Consider the following 18,120-nt stretch of genomic DNA (forward strand, 5'->3'; position numbering starts at 1 on the left):
ACAACCCGGTGATGCAAGGTGCCATCGCGGCAAGCGGGCCTGCTCCCCAAGTGAGCAGGCGGCGAGCGGCGTAGCACCCGAAGCGCAAGTAGAGAAGAACGAGCCATGCCGGCCTCGCCTGTGAGCAAGGGCGGCATCAGACAAAGGTTTTTTGAGCCGTCAGGCCGGTCGACGATTCGTTCGACCGCCTGGTGGCAGCGTCCAACAGTCCGCGCCATGAGCACGAATCCCCCCACCCCCCACCGCCTTCGCGCGCTGCCCCGGCCTCTTGCCGGCGCAGCCCTCGGCCGTGGCCGGGCCGCAGCGCCAAGAGCGCTGCGTCAACGGGACCCTGCTACTGCGCCGTCTGTCGTCACGCACGCGCCAACGCTGCGTCGCTGAAGCGAAGCCCGGCTTCGATCAGCACCAGTCCAGGGCGATTCCTTCCTCGGTTCCTCACGAAAGCGCATGCATCGAACAGTCGCCCTGGCCGGCCTCCGGTCAGGCGACGGCATGCTGCGCGCCAAGCCATACAGCCGGCGCGCGAGGAGTGATGTATGAAGCGTATGTTGATCAACGCGACGCAGCAGGAAGAGCGGCGTCTTGCAATCGTTGATGGCCAGAAGCTGCTGGACTTCGAGACCGAAATCGAAGGCCGTGAGCAGCGCAAGGGCAATATCTACAAGGCGGTCGTGACCCGCGTCGAGCCTTCGCTCGAAGCCTGTTTCGTCGACTACGGCGAAGACCGCCATGGTTTCCTGCCCTTCAAGGAAATCGCCCGCCAGTATTTCCGCGAAGGCGTGGACGTGCGCAGCGCGCGCATCCAGGACTGCATCCGCGAAGGCCAGGAACTGCTGGTCCAGGTAGAGAAGGAAGAGCGCGGCAACAAGGGCGCTGCCCTGACGACCTTCGTGTCGCTGGCGGGCCGCTACCTGGTCTTGATGCCCAACAACCCGCGTGGTGGTGGCGTGAGCCGTCGCATCGAGGGCGAAGACCGCGAAGAACTGAAGGAAAACCTCGACCAGCTCGAGTACCCCAAGGGCATGAGCCTGATCGCCCGCACTGCCGGCATCGGTCGCTCGGCCGCCGAGCTGCAGTGGGACCTGAACTACATGCTCAAGCTCTGGAGCGCGATCGATGACGCGTCCAAGGGCGGCAAGGGCGCCTACCTGATCTACCAGGAATCGAGCCTGGTGATCCGCGCGATCCGCGACTACTTCACGGCCGACATCGGCGAGATCCTGATCGACACCGACGACCTGTTCGAACAGGCCCACCAGTTCATGAACCACGTGATGCCCGACCAGGGTCATCGCGTGAAGCGCTACCGCGACGACGCGCCGCTGTTCAGCCGTTTCCAGATCGAACACCAGATCGAAACCGCCTTCAGCCGCACCGTCAACCTGCCTTCGGGCGGCGCCATCGTGATCGACCACACCGAAGCCCTGGTCTCGGTGGACGTCAACTCGGCCCGCGCCACCCGTGGCGGCGACATCGAGGAAACCGCGACCCGCACCAACCTCGAAGCCGCAGATGAAATCGCGCGCCAGATGCGCCTGCGCGACCTGGGCGGCCTGATCGTCGTCGACTTCATCGACATGGAAGAGTCGAAGAACCGCCGCGAGGTCGAACAGCGCCTGCGCGATGCGCTGCGCCAGGACCGCGCCCGTGTTCAGTTCGCCTCGATCAGCAAGTTCGGCCTGCTGGAACTGAGCCGCCAGCGCCTGCGCCCAGCGCTGAGCGAAGGCAACCACATCACCTGCCCGCGTTGCAATGGCACGGGCCACATCCGCGACACCGAGTCCAGCGCGCTGCAGATCCTGCGCATGGTCCAGGAAGAAGCGATGAAGGACAACACGGCCGCCGTGCACGTTCAAGTGCCGGTGGAAGTGACCTCCTTCCTGCTGAACGAGAAGCGGACCGAGATCACCAAGATCGAGCTGAAGCAGCGCGTCACCGTGCTGCTGGTGCCGAACCGCCATCTCGAGACGCCCAACTACAAGCTGGAGCGCCTGCGCCACGACGACCCGCGTCTGGAAAACCTGCAGGCCAGCTACACCATGATCGAAGAGTCGACCGATGAGGTCGGCATCACCCGCCGTGGTGGCGACGACAAGGGCAAGAGCAAGCAGGAGCCGGTGATCAAGGGCATCCTGCCCGAGTCGCCCGCACCGATCGCCCTGCCGAAGCCGGAACCTGTGGCCAAGGCCGCTGCGCCGGTGGCAGCCCCGGTGGCCGCTCCGGCCGCTGGCGGCGGCTTCATGGGCTGGCTGAAGAAGGTCTTTGGCGGCGAGCCGGCTCCGGTGGCCGAGCCCGTCAAGGCACCGGCTGAAGCCAAGCCCGCTGGTGAGCGCAAGGACGGCAAGCGCGGCGAAGGCCGTGGTGGCCGTGGTGAGCGCGGTGGCCGTGGCGGCGAGCGAGGTGAACGCAGCGAGCGCGGCGGTGAGCGCGCGGAACGTGGTGAGGGTCGCGGCGGCCGTGGCGGCCGTGGTGATGCCAAGCCGCAGGAAGCCCGTGGCGAAGCCGGCCGCAACGAGGGCCAGCGCGGCCGCCGTGGCGACGCCGCCAAGCCCGAGGGCCAGGAGGCTCGCGGCGAGCAGCAGCAACGTGGTGAACGCGCTGAGCGTGGCGAGCGCGGCGAACGCGGCGGCCGCCAGCGCGGTGAGCGCAACGAGCGTCCGGTCGAGACCGGCGCCCAAGCTGCTCAAGCTGAGCTGGCCGGTAAGCCCGAAGCGCTGATCGACAACCCGGCCTTTGCCGACACCCAACCCGACGGTATCGAAGCCGCCGCTGGTGAAGCGAGCAGCGAAGAGCGCCAGGGCCGCCGCCGCCGCCGCCGTGGTGGCCGCGACCGTGGCCAGGAAGGCAGCGAAGGCCAGGCCGCTCAACCTGAAGGTGCTGAAGGCACAGAGGCCGCTGCAGGCAATGCCGCTGGCGACGAGGCGCAAGCAGCCGCAGCGACCGATGGCGACGCGCCTGCCACGCCCGCCGAAGGTGGCGAAGAAGGCCGCGACGGCCGCCGCCGTCGCAGCCGCGACCGCTACCGCCGCGAGCGCCGTGAAGACGGCAGCAGCGCTGACGGTGCCGCACCGACCCAGCTGGAACTGGGTGCTCCGGCCCCGGTGTACCTGAGTGGCGATGGTGATGGCGACGGCGATACGCCGACCGCACCGCCGCCGGATGGCCCGACGGCGCCCCCGCCCGATGGCCCCACCGCGCCGCCGCCTGACGGCCCGACGGCACCGCCGCCGGATTCGGTCACCGCACCGGTCGCGCCGCCGCCGGATGGCCCGTCGCCCGTCGCACCGCCGCCCGATACAACCGCCAAGCTCGCCGCAGCAGCACCGGTGGAACGCTTCGAGCTGCCGGTCGACTCACTGCACGCCGTGGCCGAGTCCGCCGGTCTGCAATGGGTGAACTCGGATGCCGACAAGATCCGCGAAGTCCAGGCCGCCATCGCTGCCGAGCCCAAGCCGGTCCGCGTGCCGCGCGAGCGGCCGCCGGTGGTCCAGCCCGATGAGGGACCGCTGGTCCTGGTCGAGACCAAGAAGGATCTCAGCCAGATCAAGCTGCCTTTTGAGGCCCAGAGCTGATCGCCTGCGATCTGACTCAAAATACGCGCCGCCGGGTCAACGCCCGGCGGCGTTTTCACATGATCGCCACAAGCATCACCTGACTACATACAGAGAGACAAGCCGTGACCATCGCCCTAGACCCCAGCAGCAAGGCTGCCAGCGCGCCCAAGATGCCGCCGCAGATTCCGTACATCATCGGCAACGAGGGATGCGAGCGATTCAGCTTCTACGGCATGCGCAACATCCTCACCGTGTTCCTGATGACCAGCCTGCTGCTGTCCATCCCGGAGCCGCTGCGCAAGGGCGAGGCCAAGGATGTGTTCCACACCTTCGTCATCGGCGTCTACTTCTTTCCGCTGCTCGGTGGCTGGCTGGCCGACCGCTTCTTCGGCAAGTACAACACCATCTTCTGGCTGAGCCTGCTGTACTGCGTGGGCCATGCCTTCCTGGCCGTGTTCGAGAACAACCTGCAGGGCTTCTATACCGGCCTCTTCCTGATTGCCCTCGGGTCGGGCGGCATCAAGCCGCTGGTTAGCAGCTTCGTCGGCGACCAGTTTGACAAGAGCAACCGCTCGCTGGCCCAGAAGGTCTTCGACGGCTTCTACTGGATCATCAACTTCGGTTCCTTCTTCGCCTCGCTCCTGATGCCGATCTTCCTGAAGGAATTCGGCGCCAGCGTGGCCTTCGGCATTCCGGGCATCTTCATGCTGATCGCCACGATCATCTTCTGGTCGGGCCGCAAGAAATACATCCACGTGAAGCCCACGGCCCACGAGGACCCGAACAGCTTCCTGAAGGTGGTGCGCACGGCCCTGAGCCAGGGCGGCACCGGCCGCGCCGTGGCCATCGTCGGCGTGCTGCTGGCAGCGGCCAGCCTGAGCTTCTACAAGGACATCGGCATCGTGGCCGCGCTGTGCTCGGCCCTGGTGCTGGTGATGGGCTTTGGCGGCATCGGCGCGTGGATCGAACTGCCTCGCGCCACGCCCAAGCATGGCGAAGCCGCCGTCGACGCCGTCCGTACCGTGCTGCGCCTGCTGGTGCTGTTCGCGCTGGTGACGCCGTTCTGGTCGCTGTTCGACCAGAAGGCATCGACCTGGATCCTCCAGGCCGACCAGATGACCAAACCCGAATGGTTCCAGTCCTCGATGATGCAGGCGCTGAACCCGGCGCTGGTGATGATCCTGATCCCGTTCAACAACGTGGTGCTCTACCCGCTACTGAACCGCCTGGGTCTGAAGATCACTGCGCTTCGCCGCATGGGCGCTGGCATCGCCTTCTCGGGCCTGGCCTGGATCGTGGTGGGCGGCATCCAGTTGTGGATCGACGATGGCCACAGCATGAACATCCTGTGGCAGATCCTGCCCTATGCCCTGCTGACCTTCGGCGAAGTGCTGGTCTCGGCCACCGGCCTGGAGTTCGCCTACAGCCAGGCGCCGCTGGCGATGAAGGGGGTGATCACCAGCTTCTGGAACCTCTCGGTCACCATCGGCAACCTGTGGGTGCTGCTGGCCAATTCCAGCGTCAAGGGCGAGGCCGTGACCGACTACATCAAGAGCACCGGCACCAGCGTGACCGCCTTCCAGATGTTCTTCTTCGCCGGCTTTGCGTTGGTGGCGGCGGCACTGTTCGGGCTCTATGCCCGGCGCTACCCCTTGCAGGACAACTACAGGAAGTGATGCGGCGGCGAGGCCCGCTGCTCAGCGGGTCTCGACCACCACAAAGGCCGCGGCGTACTCGCTCTCGTCGCTGACCGTCACATGGGCCCTCAAGCCCTTGGCCTCGAACCAGGCGGCCAGTTCGCCATGCAGACGGATCTCGGGCTTGCCGCTCGCGGCCTTGACGATCTCGCAGGCGCGCCAGGTCATCGGCATGCGCATGCCCATGCCTATCGCCTTGGAGAAGGCCTCCTTGGCAGAGAAGCGCGTGGCCAGGTAGGCCACGCCGCGCGCTTCCACCTTGGCCCGCCGTTCGCGGAACACGGCCAGCTCATGCGGGCCCAGCACCTTCTCGGCAAAGCGCTCGCCGCGCCGCTCCAGCGTCTCGCGAATACGGCGGATGTCGCAGATGTCGGTGCCTATTCCGTAAATCATGGGATCAGCCGTAGGCGCGCTGGATGCTGCGCTGGTACTCGCGCACCGTCTCGGTGTAGCCCAGCTCCAGCGCATCGGCGATCAGCGCATGGCCGATCGACACCTCCTGCACACCAGGCACGGCTTGCAGGAACTTCGTCAGGTTCTCGCGGTTGAGGTCGTGGCCGGCATTGATGCCGAGGCCCACGGCCAGCGCCGCTTGCGCCGTGGCCGTGAAGCCGGCCAGCACCTCGGCCTCGCGCGGCGTGCCAAAGCTGCTCGCGAAGGTCTCGGTATAGAGTTCGATGCGCTCGGCGCCCAGTTCGGCCACGAACGGCATCGCGGCGGGCAGCGGGTCCATGAAGAGGCTCACGCGCACGCCCAAGGCCTTGCACTCGGCGATCAAGGGTTGCAGCCGCTCCATGTCGGCCGGCAGGTTCCAGCCGTGATCGGAGGTGAACTGGTCCTCGCTGTCGGGCACGAAGGTGACCTGATGGGGCCGCAGCTCGCGCACGAAGTCCATCAGGTTCTGTGTCGGGTTGCCCTCGATGTTGTATTCGGCCTGGGGCCAGGTCTTGAGCAAGGCCGCGAGCTCGTGCACGTCCTGTGTGCGGATATGGCGGGCATCGGGCCGTGGATGGACCGTGATGCCTTGGGCGCCGGCCAGCAGGCATTGCTCGGCCGCGCGCAGCACGTTCGGAATGACCAGATGCCGCGTGTTGCGCAGCAAGGCCACCTTGTTGACATTGACCGACAGGGCGCAGCGGCCGCCGTGGCCAGATGCGTCAGGAGCGACAAGTGGGTTCATCTTGGTGAGTCAGTCAATTCAGGAGGTTCTGCAGGTCCAACATCACTTGCCGCGTGCGCAAGGGGCGATGGCCCAGATGATAGAGAAGCAGGCCGCGCAGTACCGTCTTCAGGGCCGGCAGGTCGTCCTGGCAGGCCTGGCGCAGCGCGGCGGGGCTGCCGTGCAGCAGCGCCGCCTGCAATTGAACCAGGCTGGAGCCGCTGAGCAGGGCCGAATCGTCGCTGGCGGCGATCACGCCGGACTCGGCCGACAAGGCATAGCGCCGCGCCGGATCCAGCGGCTGCTGGGTCAGCGTGGCCAGGCTCAGGTCTGGCAGCAGGCCCAGCTCGGACAGCAGACGCAGCTCGAAGGCGCGCAGCGCGGCCTGCGACTGCGCATCCTCGGCGTCATGCAGCTCGGGCAGCGTGGCCGCATAGGCATCGAACAGCGCCGGATGCGGGTCCTGACGCGCCAGCAGCTTGAGCAAGAGCTCGTTGAGGTAGTAGCCGCTGAAGAGTGCCGCGCCGCCTGGCAGCGTGTTGCCGCCGGCCCATTCGGCCGTGCGCAGCGTCACGACCTCGGGCGCCCCCTCTTCCGTCGCCTTGCCCGGCTTGGACAGCCCGACCAGGATGCGCTGAAACGGCAGCAGCACCGCCCGCAGCTGCGAATAGGGCCGCTTGGCGCCCTTGGCCACCACGGCCAGCCGGCCCTGCTCACGCGTGAACAGGTCCAGGATCAGGCTGGACTCGCTCCAGTCGTAGTGGTGCAGGACGAAGGCCTGCTGGACGCTGGGGACGCGGCTGGCACGCCCCTTCATCACTCGTAGCCGTAGGAGCGCAAGTGCTCTTCCGTGTCGGCCCAGCCGGAGCGCACCTTGACCCACAGCTCGAGGAACACGCGACCATCCATCAGATGCTCCAGCTCCTGGCGCGACTCGGAGCCGATGCGCTTGAGCAGCTCGCCGCCCTGCCCGATCACCATGCCCTTGTGGGCATCACGCTCGACAACGATGGAGGCCGAGATGCGGCGCAGTTCGCCCTCGTCTTCCCACTTGTCGATGACGACAGTCGAGGTGTAGGGCAGCTCGTCGCCGGTCAGGCGGAACAGCTTCTCGCGGATGATTTCGCTGGCGAGGAACTTCTCGCTGCGATCGGTCAGCGCGTCTTCGTCGTAGAACCAGCCCTGCTCGGGCAGGTAGGGCTTGAGGATCTTGAAGAGCCGCGCCACGTCGGCCGCCTTCTTGGCCGAGATGGGGATGAACTCGCTGAAGTTGCGGCGCTCCTGCATGCTCTTGAGCCAGGGCGCCAGCTCGGCGCGGCGGTGCACGGCGTCGAGCTTGTTGGCGATCAGCACGACCGGCTTGTCTTCGGGCAGCAGGGACAGCACCTTGGCATCATCCAACCCGAAGCGGCCGGCCTCGACCACGAAGAGCACCAGGTCCACGTCGCCGAGCACGCCATGCACCGTGCGGTTCAGGTTGCGGTTCAGCGCGGCGTTGTGCTTGGTCTGGAAGCCGGGCGTGTCGACGAACACGAACTGCGCCTCCTCGACCGTGCGCACGCCGGTGATGCGGTGCCGCGTGGTCTGCGCCTTGGCCGAGGTGATGCTGACCTTCTGGCCGACCAGGGCGTTCAGGAGCGTCGACTTGCCGACATTGGGCCGGCCGACGATGGCGATCAGGCCGCAGCGCTGCGGCAGTTCATTCGCGCCTTCGGTGGAGGGAGGCAGCGGCGGGTTCGATTCAGTCATGGTGTGACGGCCGCGAGGCCGCTCGTTCAATCAGACGCTCAAGCGGGATTCGGCTTGTCGCGGGAGATCAGGTCATCAAGCATACGCCGCGCGGCGTCTTGCTCAGCGGCGCGGCGCGAACGGCCCTCACCGTTGGAGGTCAGGGCCAGCGCCGGCACGGCGCATTCCACGCGGAAGGTCTGGTTGTGGGCCTGGCCCCGGGTCTCGGCGATGCGATAGCTGGGAACGGCCAGCTTGCGGGCCTGCAGCCATTCCTGCAACGCTGTCTTGGCGTCCTTGCCCCAGTGCTCGCTGGCGTTCGTGCTGCCCTCGATCTGATCGCCAAAGATGCGGCGCACCAGTTCACGGGCCGCCTCGTAGCCGCCGTCGATGAAGGTGGCGCCAATCACGGCCTCCATCGCATCAGCAAGGATCGAGGGCCGCTGGGCACCGCCGCCCCGAGCTTCGCCCTCGGACATGCGCAGCACCTGCGGGAAACCGAGGCCGAGGGCCAGCTTGTAGAGGCTGTCCTCGCGCACCAGATGGGCGCGGATGCGGGTCAGGTCGCCTTCGTCGGAACCGGCGAAGCGCTCGAACAGCAGGCTGGAAATGGCCAGGCTCAACACGGCGTCGCCGAGGAACTCCAGCCTTTCGTTGTGGTCGGCACCGAAGCTGCGGTGCGTGAGCGCGCGCTGCAGCAGGCCGAGGTCGGAAAAGCGGTGGCCGAGGCGCTTCTGCAGCGCGTCGAGCGAGGCGGAACTCATGGCGAAGAAAGGCTCAGCGCGAACGGCCTTCGTACTTGATCAGCAGGTAGGCCGGGCCAAACAGGTCGATCTCGCGGTTGTAGGCAAAGCTGATGCGCACCTTCTCGTTTTCCTTGCTGATTTCGAGATCGGCACCGCTGATGCTCTGGATCGAGTACTCGACCGACTTGATGCGCTCGAATTCGGCCCGCGCCGCGGGCACCGTCGCCGGGTTGCCGGCCGCGATCTTGTCGACGGCGCGCTGGATCGTGTAGTACTCCATCACCGTCGGCACGACCTTGGCCGTGACCACGGCGGCGCAGGCCAGGAAGACGCCCCAGAACAGCAGGCCGAAGAGGCTGATGCCTCGCTGACGACGACCGGAATGACGCTGCAGCATCGAGCGGGTTCCTTTCTGTTGCATAGGGGTCGGCACTTCAGTGGAAGCTGCCGATGCGCTTGAGGTTACCGAAATTCATCCACACGAAGAAGGCCTTGCCGACGATGTTCTCATCGGGCACGAATCCCCAGTAGCGCGAATCTTCAGAGTTGTCGCGGTTGTCGCCCATCATGAAGTAATGGCCCTCAGGCACCTTGCAGGTGACGCCTTCAAAGGTGTAGCGGCAATTCTCGCGGAATGGGAAGGCGCCCTTCGGCATGAAAGCATGCTGCCGCGCGGCGTCGACCAGAATCTCGTGGCTCACGGGGCCCAGCATCTCGTTGAAGTGCGGGCGGTAGACAGCAGCGTCGTCGTCGTAGAAATCACCCTTGGGCTGAACCTCCGCGGGCTTGCCGTTCACATAGAGCTTCTGATTGAGATACGCGATCTCGTCGCCAGGTACGCCGACCACGCGCTTGATGTAGTCGATGCTGGGATTGGGTGGGAAGCGAAACACCATGACATCGCCGCGCTGCACATCGTGGTTGGCAATGATCTTCTTGTTGATCACCGGCAGGCGGATGCCGTAGTGGAACTTGTTCACCAGGATCAGATCACCGACGCGCAGCGTCGGCACCATCGAGCCCGACGGGATCTTGAACGGCTCGACCAGGAAGGAGCGCAGCAGGAAGACAACCAGGATCACCGGGAACAGGCCGGCGGTCCAGTCCAGCCACCAGGGCTGGCGAAGGATTTCCTGACGGGCGGTTTCCACATCGCCATCGACGCGCTGGATGCCCTGAGCCGCCAGCGACTCGCGCCGCTGCGCATCGCTGGCGAGCAACTGCGCTGCCGCACGCTCGCGGCCGGGCTTGAAGTAGAAGCGCTCTGCCAGCCAGTACAGGCCGGTGACCGAGGTCAGCAGGAACAACAGCAGGGCGAAATTGGCGGTCCATTGGCCCGCCAGCCAGCCGCCCACATAGGCGATCAAGACGGCGTAGAGAAGTCCGGTCAGGGCTGTCATTGTGTTGATCAGTCGTCCACTTGGAGGATGGCCAGGAAAGCTTCTTGCGGCACCTCGACGGTACCGATCTGCTTCATTCGCTTCTTGCCGGCCTTTTGCTTTTCGAGCAGCTTGCGCTTGCGCGTGATGTCGCCGCCGTAGCATTTTGCCAGCACGTTCTTGCGCATCGCCTTGATGTTCTCGCGGGCGATGATGTTGGCCCCAATGGCCGCCTGGATCGCCACGTCGTACATCTGGCGCGGGATCTGCTCGCGCATCTTGGCTGCCACCGCGCGGCCGCGATACTGGCTTTGCGCGCGGTGCACGATGATGGACAGCGCGTCGACGCGGTCGCCGTTGATCAGGATGTCGACCTTGACCACGTCGGAGGCGCGGTACTCCTTGAACTCGTAGTCCATCGAGGCATAGCCGCGCGACACGCTCTTCAGCTTGTCAAAGAAGTCCAGCACGATCTCGGCCAGCGGCATCTCGTAGGTCAGCATGACCTGGCGGCCGTGGTAGGCCATGTTGATCTGCTGGCCGCGCTTCTGGTTGGCCAGCGTCATCACCGGCCCGACATAGTCCTGCGGCATATAGAGATGCACGGTGACGATGGGCTCGCGGATCTCCTGGATCTGGCCGACTTCGGGCATCTTGCTCGGGTTCTCGACCTCGATCACCGTGCCGTCACCGATCACCACCTCATAAACCACGCTGGGTGCGGTGGTGATCAGGTCCTGGTCGAACTCACGCTCCAGGCGCTCCTGCACGATCTCCATGTGCAGCAGGCCCAGGAAGCCACAGCGGAAGCCAAAGCCCAGCGCCTGCGACACCTCGGGCTCGTAACGCAGCGAGGAGTCGTTCAGCTTGAGCTTCTCCAGCGCGTCGCGCAGCGAGTCGTACTCACTCGCCTCGGTCGGGTACAGACCGGCAAAAACCTGGGGCTGGATTTCCTTGAAGCCAGGCAGGGCCTCTTCGGCGGGGCCGAGGTTGTTGGGCAGCTTCTTTTCCAGCGTGATGGTGTCGCCGACCTTGGCGGCCTGCAGCTCCTTGATGCCGGCGATGATGAAGCCCACCTCGCCTGCATGCAGTGCGTCACGGCTCTCCGACTTGGGTGAGAACACCCCCAGGTTGTCGGCCGGGTAGACGGCACCGGAGGCCATCATGCGGATGCGCTCACCCTTCCTGAGCGTGCCGTCGACCACGCGCACCAGCATCACCACACCCACATAGGCGTCGTACCAGGAGTCGATGATCATGGCGCGCAAGGGCGCCTCGACCTCGCCCTTCGGGGGCGGCATCTTGGCGATCACGGCTTCGAGGATCTCGTCGATGCCCATGCCGGTCTTGGCGCTGCAGGGAATCGCGTCGTCGGCGTCGATGCCGATCACGTCCTCGATCTCGGCCTTGGCGTTGTCTGGATCGGCGTTGGGCAGATCCATCTTGTTCAGCACCGGCACGACCTCGACGCCGAGGTCCAGCGCCGTGTAGCAGTTCGCAACCGTCTGCGCTTCCACGCCCTGCGAGGCGTCCACCACCAGCAGCGCGCCTTCGCAAGCCGACAGCGAGCGGCTGACTTCATACGAGAAGTCCACATGCCCCGGCGTGTCGATCAGGTTCAGGTTGTAGACCTTGCCGTCTTTGGCCTTGTACTGAAGCGCAGCGGTCTGCGCCTTGATGGTGATGCCGCGCTCGCGCTCGATGTCCATCGAGTCCAGCACCTGCGCCTCCATCTCGCGGTCCGACAGGCCACCGCAACGCTGAATGATCCGGTCCGCCAGCGTGCTCTTGCCGTGGTCGATGTGGGCGATGATGGAGAAATTGCGGATGTGATTCATGGACACTTGAGCAACGCGTGAGCTGGAGCTTCAACGGCTTGGCCGTTGCATGGAAGGCTCATATCGCGAGGCGATGTGAAGGCCCTGAAAGGGCCGCGCCGAACATAAAAAAAAGGCACGTCGAAACGGTGACGCGCCTTCCAACAAAACTAATGGCAACTGCTTGTTGGGCCTTCATTGTAGCCAAAAGGCCTGGGCTGGAAACCGCGCAGAACCCGGATTTCCCGCCGTTGCAGGCCGCCAACAGCAAATTTATCCACAGATTATTCACAAGCTGGCGCGCAGGCCGCCAATTGCGCTGGAACGGTCGCGGATTGCGACGAGAAGCCGCATATGGCGGCTCCAAAGGCACCAATTCTAGCTGATCAAGGCAGGAATCACGGTCCGCCGCCTTGGGATGTAAGCGCATGCCAACTTGAATCTGGATCCAGCCACTCCCACGAAATGGAAAGACCCGGCGCCGCGCTGGGTTGTCGGGCACCAGGACGGCCAGTCTCAGGGCTTGCCTGGTTTGACCAGGATGATGGCCACGGTATCGGCCCGGCGCACCACCATGCTGATCGTCTTGGCCTTGTCGAGCTTGGCCAACTGGAGCTGGAGCTGATTGACGCCACTCACTTCGACGTTGTCGACCGCGAGGATCAGATCGCCGGCGCGCAGGCCGGCGCGCGCTGCCGGCCCTTCGGCCGACTCCACCCGCACACCGGCGCGCAGCTTGAGCTCGCGCTTCTGGCTCTCGCCGATCTCGCCGAGGCTGAGGCCCAGCGCGTTGACAGGTCCACCAGCTTCGGGGCTGGCCTCACGCTTGCTGTTGGCTGCATCGTCGTCATCAACCTCGCCCAGCACCACCTGCAGATCCTTGTAGGCGCCACGGCGGAACACCTGGACGGCCACCCTGCTGCCCGGTTGGGTGGCGGCGGCGATGCGGCGCAGCTCGATGGCGCGCTCGATGGGCTTGCCATCGAGCTTGGTGAGCACATCACCGCCCTCGATGCCGGCCTTCTCGGCAGGACTGCCGGGCTCGACATTGCGCACCAGCGCGCCACGGGCCTTGCTGCCCAAGCCGATGGCCTCGGCGACTTCCTTGCTGATGTCGTCCGGCAGCAAACCCATGCGGCCGCGCCTGACCTTGCCGCCACTGCGCAGTTGGTCGGCCACGCGCATGGCTTCGTCGATGGGGATGGCGAACGAGATGCCCATGAAGCCGCCGGACTCGCTGTAGATCTGCGAGTTGATGCCCACCACCTCGCCACGCATGTTCAAGAGCGGGCCGCCGGAGTTGCCGGGGTTGATGGCCACGTCGGTCTGGATCAGCGGCAGCAGATCACCGGTGTCGCGCGACTTGGCGCTGACGATGCCCGCCGTCACCGTGTTCTCGAGGCCGAATGGCGAGCCGATGGCCATCACCCATTCGCCAACCTTGAGCCGGCCCACATCGCCGATCTTCACGGTCGGCAGGCCGCTCGCCTCGATCTTGAGCACGGCCACGTCGCTGCGGCGGTCCACGCCGATGACGCGGGCCTTGAACTCACGCTTGTCGTTGAGCGTGACCAGCACCTCGTCGGCATCCTCGACCACGTGGGCATTCGTCATCACCACGCCGTCGGCACTGAGGATGAAGCCGGAAGCCACGCCGCTGCGCTGCGGCTGATCCTCGTCCTCCCCTCGCGGATTGCCCCGGCGCTGCTTGGGCGACTGCCCGCCGTTGCGGCGCTGCAGTTCCTGCAGCAGCTCGTTGATCTCCTGCACGAGCTCGCTGGTCTCGGTCGATTCGACGGTGCGCGCCTTCTCGGTGGTCCTGATATTGACCACGGCCGGCCCGGTCTTCTCGACCAACTCGGTGAAATCGGGCAGGCCCGCCCGCTGCGCATGGCTGGTGCCGGGCAGCGCCGTCAGTGCTGCGGCGAGCGTCATCACGGAAAGCGCCAGGGCCAGGCCCCAGGGCTTGCCGGCGGTACGGGTGTCGAGGCTGGTCTTCATCGTCTTGCAGGGTTCAGGACTGGAGCTTGAGGGATGAGGCACGGTTGTCGCGGTTGAGCGTTGCTGCCTTGTTGCCGGTGATGCAAGCACGATGAGGGAACCGGAAAAGGACGGGGCAAGGCGGCGGCCGAAGCCAGCATCGCACCAGGCTCCGGATGGGTCGTTAGTCACAGCACCGCTCCGGCCTTGCTGGTCGCACGTTCGGCATGCAAGGTCGCGCGCAGCAGCCCCCACTCGGCCGCATGCCGGTGCTGGCTGAGCGCCAGATACTGCGGCACCAGCGCCGCACGCCAGCCCGGGCCGGCCAGACGCAACAGCAGCCAGCTGTCGAAATCCAGCGCCGGGATGACCTGCACCACGATCTCTTCGCCTGAGCGGGCTTGCAACTGCCAGGCCTCTCCATCCCAGCGCAGATGGCGCACGCGCGGCGCAGCCCAGCGCCACCAGGCTGCCGCTATCAGCGGCACCAGGGGCGCAGCCCACCAGACGCCAGCGCCCCAGTGCAGGGACAAGGCCAACAACAGTGCGGCCGCGCCCATGCCGGCACAGCCTGCATTGAGCAGGCTCCAGGCAGGATCGCGGCCAGGCGTCAGCAAAAAGGAAGGCGGGTGGCGCAGCAGGGGCTGCATCGCCGTCGGGGCATCAGACCCGCTTGAAGATCAGCGTGCCGTTGGTGCCGCCGAAGCCGAAGTTGTTCTTGGCGGCATATTCAATCTTCATGGGCCGCGCCTCGTTGGCGCAGTAGTCCAGGTCGCACTCGGGATCCTGGTTGAAGATATTGATCGTCGGCGGAGCGATCTGGTTGTGCACCGCCAGCGCGGTGAAGACCGACTCGATGCCGCCGGCGCCGCCCAGCAGGTGGCCGGTCATCGACTTGGTCGAGCTGACCACCATCTGCTTGGCGTGGTCACCAAAGGCCAACTTGATCGCATTGGTTTCGTTCACGTCGCCCAGCGGCGTGGAAGTGCCGTGCGCGTTCATGTACTGGACCTGATCGGCATTGAGGCCGGCGTTGCGCAGCGCGGCCTTCATCGAGCGCTTGGGGCCGTCCACGTTGGGCGCGGTCATGTGGTACGCGTCAGCACCCATGCCGAAGCCGACCAGTTCGCAATAGATCTTGGCACCGCGCTTCTTGGCATGCTCGTACTCTTCGAGCACCAGCACGCCGCCGCCCTCGCCCAGCACAAAGCCGTCGCGATCCTTGTCCCAGGGACGGGACGCGGTCTTGGGGTCGTCATTGCGGGTAGAGAGCGCGCGAGCGGCCGCGAACCCGCCGATGCCCAGCGGCGAAACAGTTGATTCAGCGCCACCGGCGATCATCACGTCGGCATCGCCGTATTCAATCATCCGGCCCGCTTCGCCGATGGCGTGCAGACCGGTGGTGCAGGCCGTCGCGATGGCAAGGTTCGGGCCTTGGAAGCCGTACTTGATCGAGACATGGCCGGAAATCATGTTGACGATCGAGGCCGGCACGAAGAACGGCGAAACACGGCGCGGGCCGCGGTTCACCAGTTCGCTGTGCGTTTCCTCGATCATCGGCAGGCCGCCGATGCCGGATCCCACCAGCACGCCGATGCGCTCGGCCTGCTCTTCCGTCAACTGGTCCCTGGTGGGCAAGCCCGCGTCCTGCACCGCCTGAATGGACGCCGCCAATCCGTAGTGGATGAAGGTATCCATCGTGCGAGCTTCTTTGCTCGTCATGTAGGCGGCCACGTCGAAGCCCTTGACCTCGCCGGCGAACTGGCAGGCGAAGTTGCTGGGATCGAAGCGGGTGATGCGGTCAATGCCGGAGCGGCCCGCCAGGATGTTGGCCCAGCCCTCAGCGACCGTGATACCCACGGGGCTGATCAGACCAAGTCCGGTAACGACAACGCGACGACGGCTCATGCGGTACGGAAATCAGTTGACGGTTGGCTGCGCCACCGCGCGAAGCGGCCTCGCGCGCAGCCGGCTTGCTTCATCAGGCCTTCTGGGCCTTTTGTGCGTAGTCGATCGCCAGTTGCACGGTGGTGATCTTCTCGGCTTCTTCGTCGGGGATCTCGATGCCGAACTCGTCTTCGAGAGCCATCACCAGTTCCACGGTGTCCAGAGAATCGGCGCCCAGATCGGCCACGAAGGCCTTCTCATTGGTCACATCCGCTTCAGGCACGCCGAGTTGCTCGGCAATGATTTTCTTGACACGTGCTTCGATATCGCTCATGACTCCTCCAGGAGGGGTTTGCAAAGGAACAGCCCGGGATTCTAAGGCCTCTAGAGGCACGCCCCTAGTTCAAGGGGAACGCTGCCAGCAAGAGCCCTTCACCGGCCGGGCAGAAACCGGTGGGCAGGCGCGGAATGCGCCCGCCTCAGTTCATGAACATGCCTCCATTGACATGCAGTTCGGTGCCGGTGATGTAGGCGGCGGCTGGCGATGCCAGGAAGGCCACGGCTTCGGCGATTTCCTTGGGCTCGCCGAGGCGGCCGACCGGGATCTGCGCCAGCAGCGCTGCCTTCTGGGCCTCGGGCAGAACTTCCGTCATGTCGGTGGCGATGAAGCCTGGGGCCACGCAATTGACGGTGATGCCACGGCTGCCCAGTTCACGGGCAAGCGAGCGGGTCATGCCCGCCACGCCAGCCTTGGCCGCCGCGTAGTTGGCCTGACCGGCATTGCCGGAGGCGCCCACTACCGAGGTGATGCTGATGATGCGGCCATAGCGTTGCTTCATCATCGTGCGCATCACGGCGCGGCTCATGCGGAACACGGCCTTCAGATTGGTGTCCGTGACGGCGTCCCAGTCCTCGTCCTTCATGCGCATGGCCAGGGTGTCGCGGGTGATGCCGGCGTTGTTGACCAGCACCTGCAGGCCGCCATGGGCTTTGACGATTTCGTCGATGGCGGCATCCACGGCCGGCGCGTCGTTCACGTTCAGCGCGATGCCGCGGCCGCCATGAACAGCCAAGGCCTCGCTGATGGAAGCCGCGCCCGATTCGGTGGTGGCCGTGCCGATGACGGTGTAGCCACGCTCAGCGAGCGTCAGTGCGATCGCGCGGCCGATGCCACGGCTGGCGCCGGTGACCAGCGCGACTTGTTTGGTGTCTGTCATGTTCGGTTCAACCCAGCAGGTTCTTGGCCTCGATCAACGAAGCCGGGTCCAGCACCGTGGCGCTGACGAGCTCGGCATCGATGCGCTTAGCCATGCCAGCCAGCACCTTGCCGGGGCCACATTCGATGATGTGGGTGAGGCCACGGGCCTTCAAGGCCTGCACCACCTCGACCCAGCGCACCGGGCCGAAGGCCTGGCGGTAGAGCGCGTCGCGCAGGGCATCGGCATCGCCGGTGACGGCCACGTCGATGTTGTTGATCACCGGGAAAGCCTGGGCGCCGAAATTCACCGAAGCCAGCTTCTCGCGCAGCCGTTCGGCGGCCGGCTTCATCAGGCTCGAGTGAAAAGGCGCCGATACCGGTAGCGGCAGCGCGCGCTTGGCGCCAGCGGCCTTCAGGATCTCGGCGGCCTTCTCGGCACCGGTCTTGCTGCCGGCAATCACGGTCTGCTTCGGGTCATTGAAATTGACGGCCTCGATCGCTTCGCCGCTCTCGGCCGCGGCCTTGGCACAGCCTTCGCGGACCGCTTCGCCGTCCAGACCCAGGATCGCGTACATCGCGCCCACGCCCACCGGCACGGCCTCCTGCATCGCCTGCGCACGGAAGCGCACCAGCGGCAGCGCATCGGCCAGGCTCAGCGCGCCCGAGGCCACCAGAGCCGTGTACTCGCCGAGCGAATGGCCAGCGGCGGCGGCAGGCACCAGGCCCGTCTCGGCGATCCAGGCGCGGTAGCAGGCGATGCTGGCGGTCAGCATCACAGGCTGGGTGTTGGTGGTCAGGTCCAGTTGTTCCTTGGGGCCGTTCTTGATCAGCGCCCCGATGTCTTCGCCCAGCGCAGACGAGGCCTCGGCCAGCGTCCGGGCCACCTCAGGATGGTCGCCCCAGGCGTCCAGCATGCCCACGGCCTGCGAACCCTGGCCGGGGAAGACGAATGCAAATGCAGCAGCGCTCATATCG

Annotated in this window: 16 protein-coding genes; 2 read left to right on the forward strand and 14 right to left on the reverse strand. The window is 65.7% G+C overall.

Translation table 11 applies throughout. From position 1 onward, the window contains the following. Positions 1-536: 536 nt before the first annotated feature. Complete coding sequence (locus J7U46_RS05425) at positions 537-3,572, forward strand: Rne/Rng family ribonuclease (RefSeq protein ID WP_282823800.1); 3,036 nt, start codon at positions 537-539, stop codon at positions 3,570-3,572. Positions 3,573-3,724: 152 nt separating this feature from the next. Further along, complete coding sequence (locus J7U46_RS05430) at positions 3,725-5,230, forward strand: oligopeptide:H+ symporter (RefSeq protein WP_282824988.1); 1,506 nt, start codon at positions 3,725-3,727, stop codon at positions 5,228-5,230. A gap of 21 nt (positions 5,231-5,251) precedes the next feature. On the opposite strand, the gene acpS is transcribed toward J7U46_RS05430, so the two are convergent. From acpS to fabD, 14 genes are all read right to left on the reverse strand, one after another. Continuing rightward, a complete protein-coding gene (gene acpS, locus J7U46_RS05435) occupies positions 5,252-5,644 on the reverse strand; it encodes a holo-ACP synthase (RefSeq protein WP_282823801.1) in 393 nt (130 codons plus the stop codon). Positions 5,645-5,648: 4 nt separating this feature from the next. Beyond that, positions 5,649-6,431: a pyridoxine 5'-phosphate synthase gene (locus J7U46_RS05440; RefSeq protein ID WP_282823802.1), complete on the reverse strand. Its 783-nt coding sequence runs from the start codon at positions 6,429-6,431 to the stop codon at positions 5,649-5,651. 13 nt (positions 6,432-6,444) lie between these two features. Beyond that, entirely contained in the window at positions 6,445-7,227 is a 783-nt protein-coding gene (gene recO, locus J7U46_RS05445) for a DNA repair protein RecO (protein WP_282823803.1), read from the reverse strand. Next, on the reverse strand, positions 7,227-8,159 hold the full coding sequence (gene era, locus J7U46_RS05450) for a GTPase Era (RefSeq protein ID WP_282823804.1): 933 nt from the start codon (positions 8,157-8,159) through the stop codon (positions 7,227-7,229). Before era ends, recO begins: the two co-directional genes overlap by 1 nt. Before the next feature lie 38 nt (positions 8,160-8,197). Continuing rightward, positions 8,198-8,902 (reverse strand): ribonuclease III, encoded by a 705-nt coding sequence (rnc, locus tag J7U46_RS05455; RefSeq protein ID WP_282823805.1) that lies wholly within the window; start codon positions 8,900-8,902, stop codon positions 8,198-8,200. Between the two features lie 13 nt (positions 8,903-8,915). Next, entirely contained in the window at positions 8,916-9,281 is a 366-nt protein-coding gene (locus J7U46_RS05460) for a DUF4845 domain-containing protein (protein ID WP_282823806.1), read from the reverse strand. A gap of 37 nt (positions 9,282-9,318) precedes the next feature. After that, complete coding sequence (gene lepB / locus J7U46_RS05465; RefSeq protein WP_282823807.1) at positions 9,319-10,284, reverse strand: signal peptidase I; 966 nt, start codon at positions 10,282-10,284, stop codon at positions 9,319-9,321. An 8-nt stretch (positions 10,285-10,292) separates the two neighbouring features. After that, the gene (gene lepA, locus J7U46_RS05470; protein ID WP_282823808.1) at positions 10,293-12,101 is read right to left on the reverse strand and encodes a translation elongation factor 4; all 1,809 of its coding nucleotides are present in this window, start codon (positions 12,099-12,101) and stop codon (positions 10,293-10,295) included. A gap of 495 nt (positions 12,102-12,596) precedes the next feature. Further along, positions 12,597-14,081, reverse strand: coding sequence for a Do family serine endopeptidase (locus tag J7U46_RS05475; RefSeq protein ID WP_282823809.1), 1,485 nt, complete (start codon positions 14,079-14,081; stop codon positions 12,597-12,599). Positions 14,082-14,248: 167 nt separating this feature from the next. After that, a complete protein-coding gene (locus J7U46_RS05480) occupies positions 14,249-14,710 on the reverse strand; it encodes a hypothetical protein (RefSeq protein ID WP_282823810.1) in 462 nt (153 codons plus the stop codon). Positions 14,711-14,723: 13 nt separating this feature from the next. Beyond that, positions 14,724-15,968: a beta-ketoacyl-ACP synthase II gene (gene fabF, locus J7U46_RS05485; protein ID WP_282823811.1), complete on the reverse strand. Its 1,245-nt coding sequence runs from the start codon at positions 15,966-15,968 to the stop codon at positions 14,724-14,726. A gap of 73 nt (positions 15,969-16,041) precedes the next feature. Further along, positions 16,042-16,281: an acyl carrier protein gene (gene acpP, locus J7U46_RS05490; RefSeq protein ID WP_282823812.1), complete on the reverse strand. Its 240-nt coding sequence runs from the start codon at positions 16,279-16,281 to the stop codon at positions 16,042-16,044. 145 nt (positions 16,282-16,426) lie between these two features. Further along, positions 16,427-17,164, reverse strand: a complete 738-nt coding sequence (gene fabG / locus J7U46_RS05495; RefSeq protein WP_282823813.1) for a 3-oxoacyl-ACP reductase FabG — start codon at positions 17,162-17,164, stop codon at positions 16,427-16,429. A 7-nt stretch (positions 17,165-17,171) separates the two neighbouring features. After that, positions 17,172-18,116 (reverse strand): ACP S-malonyltransferase, encoded by a 945-nt coding sequence (gene fabD / locus J7U46_RS05500; RefSeq protein WP_282823814.1) that lies wholly within the window; start codon positions 18,114-18,116, stop codon positions 17,172-17,174. Between the last annotated feature and the right edge of the window lie 4 nt (positions 18,117-18,120).

This window comes from Pelomonas sp. V22 (assembly GCF_030014915.1).
Classification (GTDB): Bacteria; Pseudomonadota; Gammaproteobacteria; order Burkholderiales; family Burkholderiaceae_C; genus JAUASW01.

Excerpts from the sequence above, each read along its gene's own strand:
- J7U46_RS05425 (WP_282823800.1), top strand. The coding sequence starts at position 537 with ATGAAGCGTATGTTGATCAACGCGACGCAGCAGGAAGAGCGGCGTCTT.
- J7U46_RS05430 (WP_282824988.1), top strand. The coding sequence starts at position 3,725 with ATGCCGCCGCAGATTCCGTACATCATCGGCAACGAGGGATGCGAGCGA.
- acpS (WP_282823801.1), bottom strand. The coding sequence starts at position 5,644 with ATGATTTACGGAATAGGCACCGACATCTGCGACATCCGCCGTATTCGC.
- J7U46_RS05440 (WP_282823802.1), bottom strand. The coding sequence starts at position 6,431 with ATGAACCCACTTGTCGCTCCTGACGCATCTGGCCACGGCGGCCGCTGC.
- recO (WP_282823803.1), bottom strand. The coding sequence starts at position 7,227 with ATGAAGGGGCGTGCCAGCCGCGTCCCCAGCGTCCAGCAGGCCTTCGTC.
- era (WP_282823804.1), bottom strand. The coding sequence starts at position 8,159 with ATGACTGAATCGAACCCGCCGCTGCCTCCCTCCACCGAAGGCGCGAAT.
- rnc (WP_282823805.1), bottom strand. The coding sequence starts at position 8,902 with ATGAGTTCCGCCTCGCTCGACGCGCTGCAGAAGCGCCTCGGCCACCGC.
- J7U46_RS05460 (WP_282823806.1), bottom strand. The coding sequence starts at position 9,281 with ATGCTGCAGCGTCATTCCGGTCGTCGTCAGCGAGGCATCAGCCTCTTC.
- lepB (WP_282823807.1), bottom strand. The coding sequence starts at position 10,284 with ATGACAGCCCTGACCGGACTTCTCTACGCCGTCTTGATCGCCTATGTG.
- lepA (WP_282823808.1), bottom strand. The coding sequence starts at position 12,101 with ATGAATCACATCCGCAATTTCTCCATCATCGCCCACATCGACCACGGC.
- J7U46_RS05475 (WP_282823809.1), bottom strand. The coding sequence starts at position 14,081 with ATGAAGACCAGCCTCGACACCCGTACCGCCGGCAAGCCCTGGGGCCTG.
- J7U46_RS05480 (WP_282823810.1), bottom strand. The coding sequence starts at position 14,710 with ATGCAGCCCCTGCTGCGCCACCCGCCTTCCTTTTTGCTGACGCCTGGC.
- fabF (WP_282823811.1), bottom strand. The coding sequence starts at position 15,968 with ATGAGCCGTCGTCGCGTTGTCGTTACCGGACTTGGTCTGATCAGCCCC.
- acpP (WP_282823812.1), bottom strand. The coding sequence starts at position 16,281 with ATGAGCGATATCGAAGCACGTGTCAAGAAAATCATTGCCGAGCAACTC.
- fabG (WP_282823813.1), bottom strand. The coding sequence starts at position 17,164 with ATGACAGACACCAAACAAGTCGCGCTGGTCACCGGCGCCAGCCGTGGC.
- fabD (WP_282823814.1), bottom strand. The coding sequence starts at position 18,116 with ATGAGCGCTGCTGCATTTGCATTCGTCTTCCCCGGCCAGGGTTCGCAG.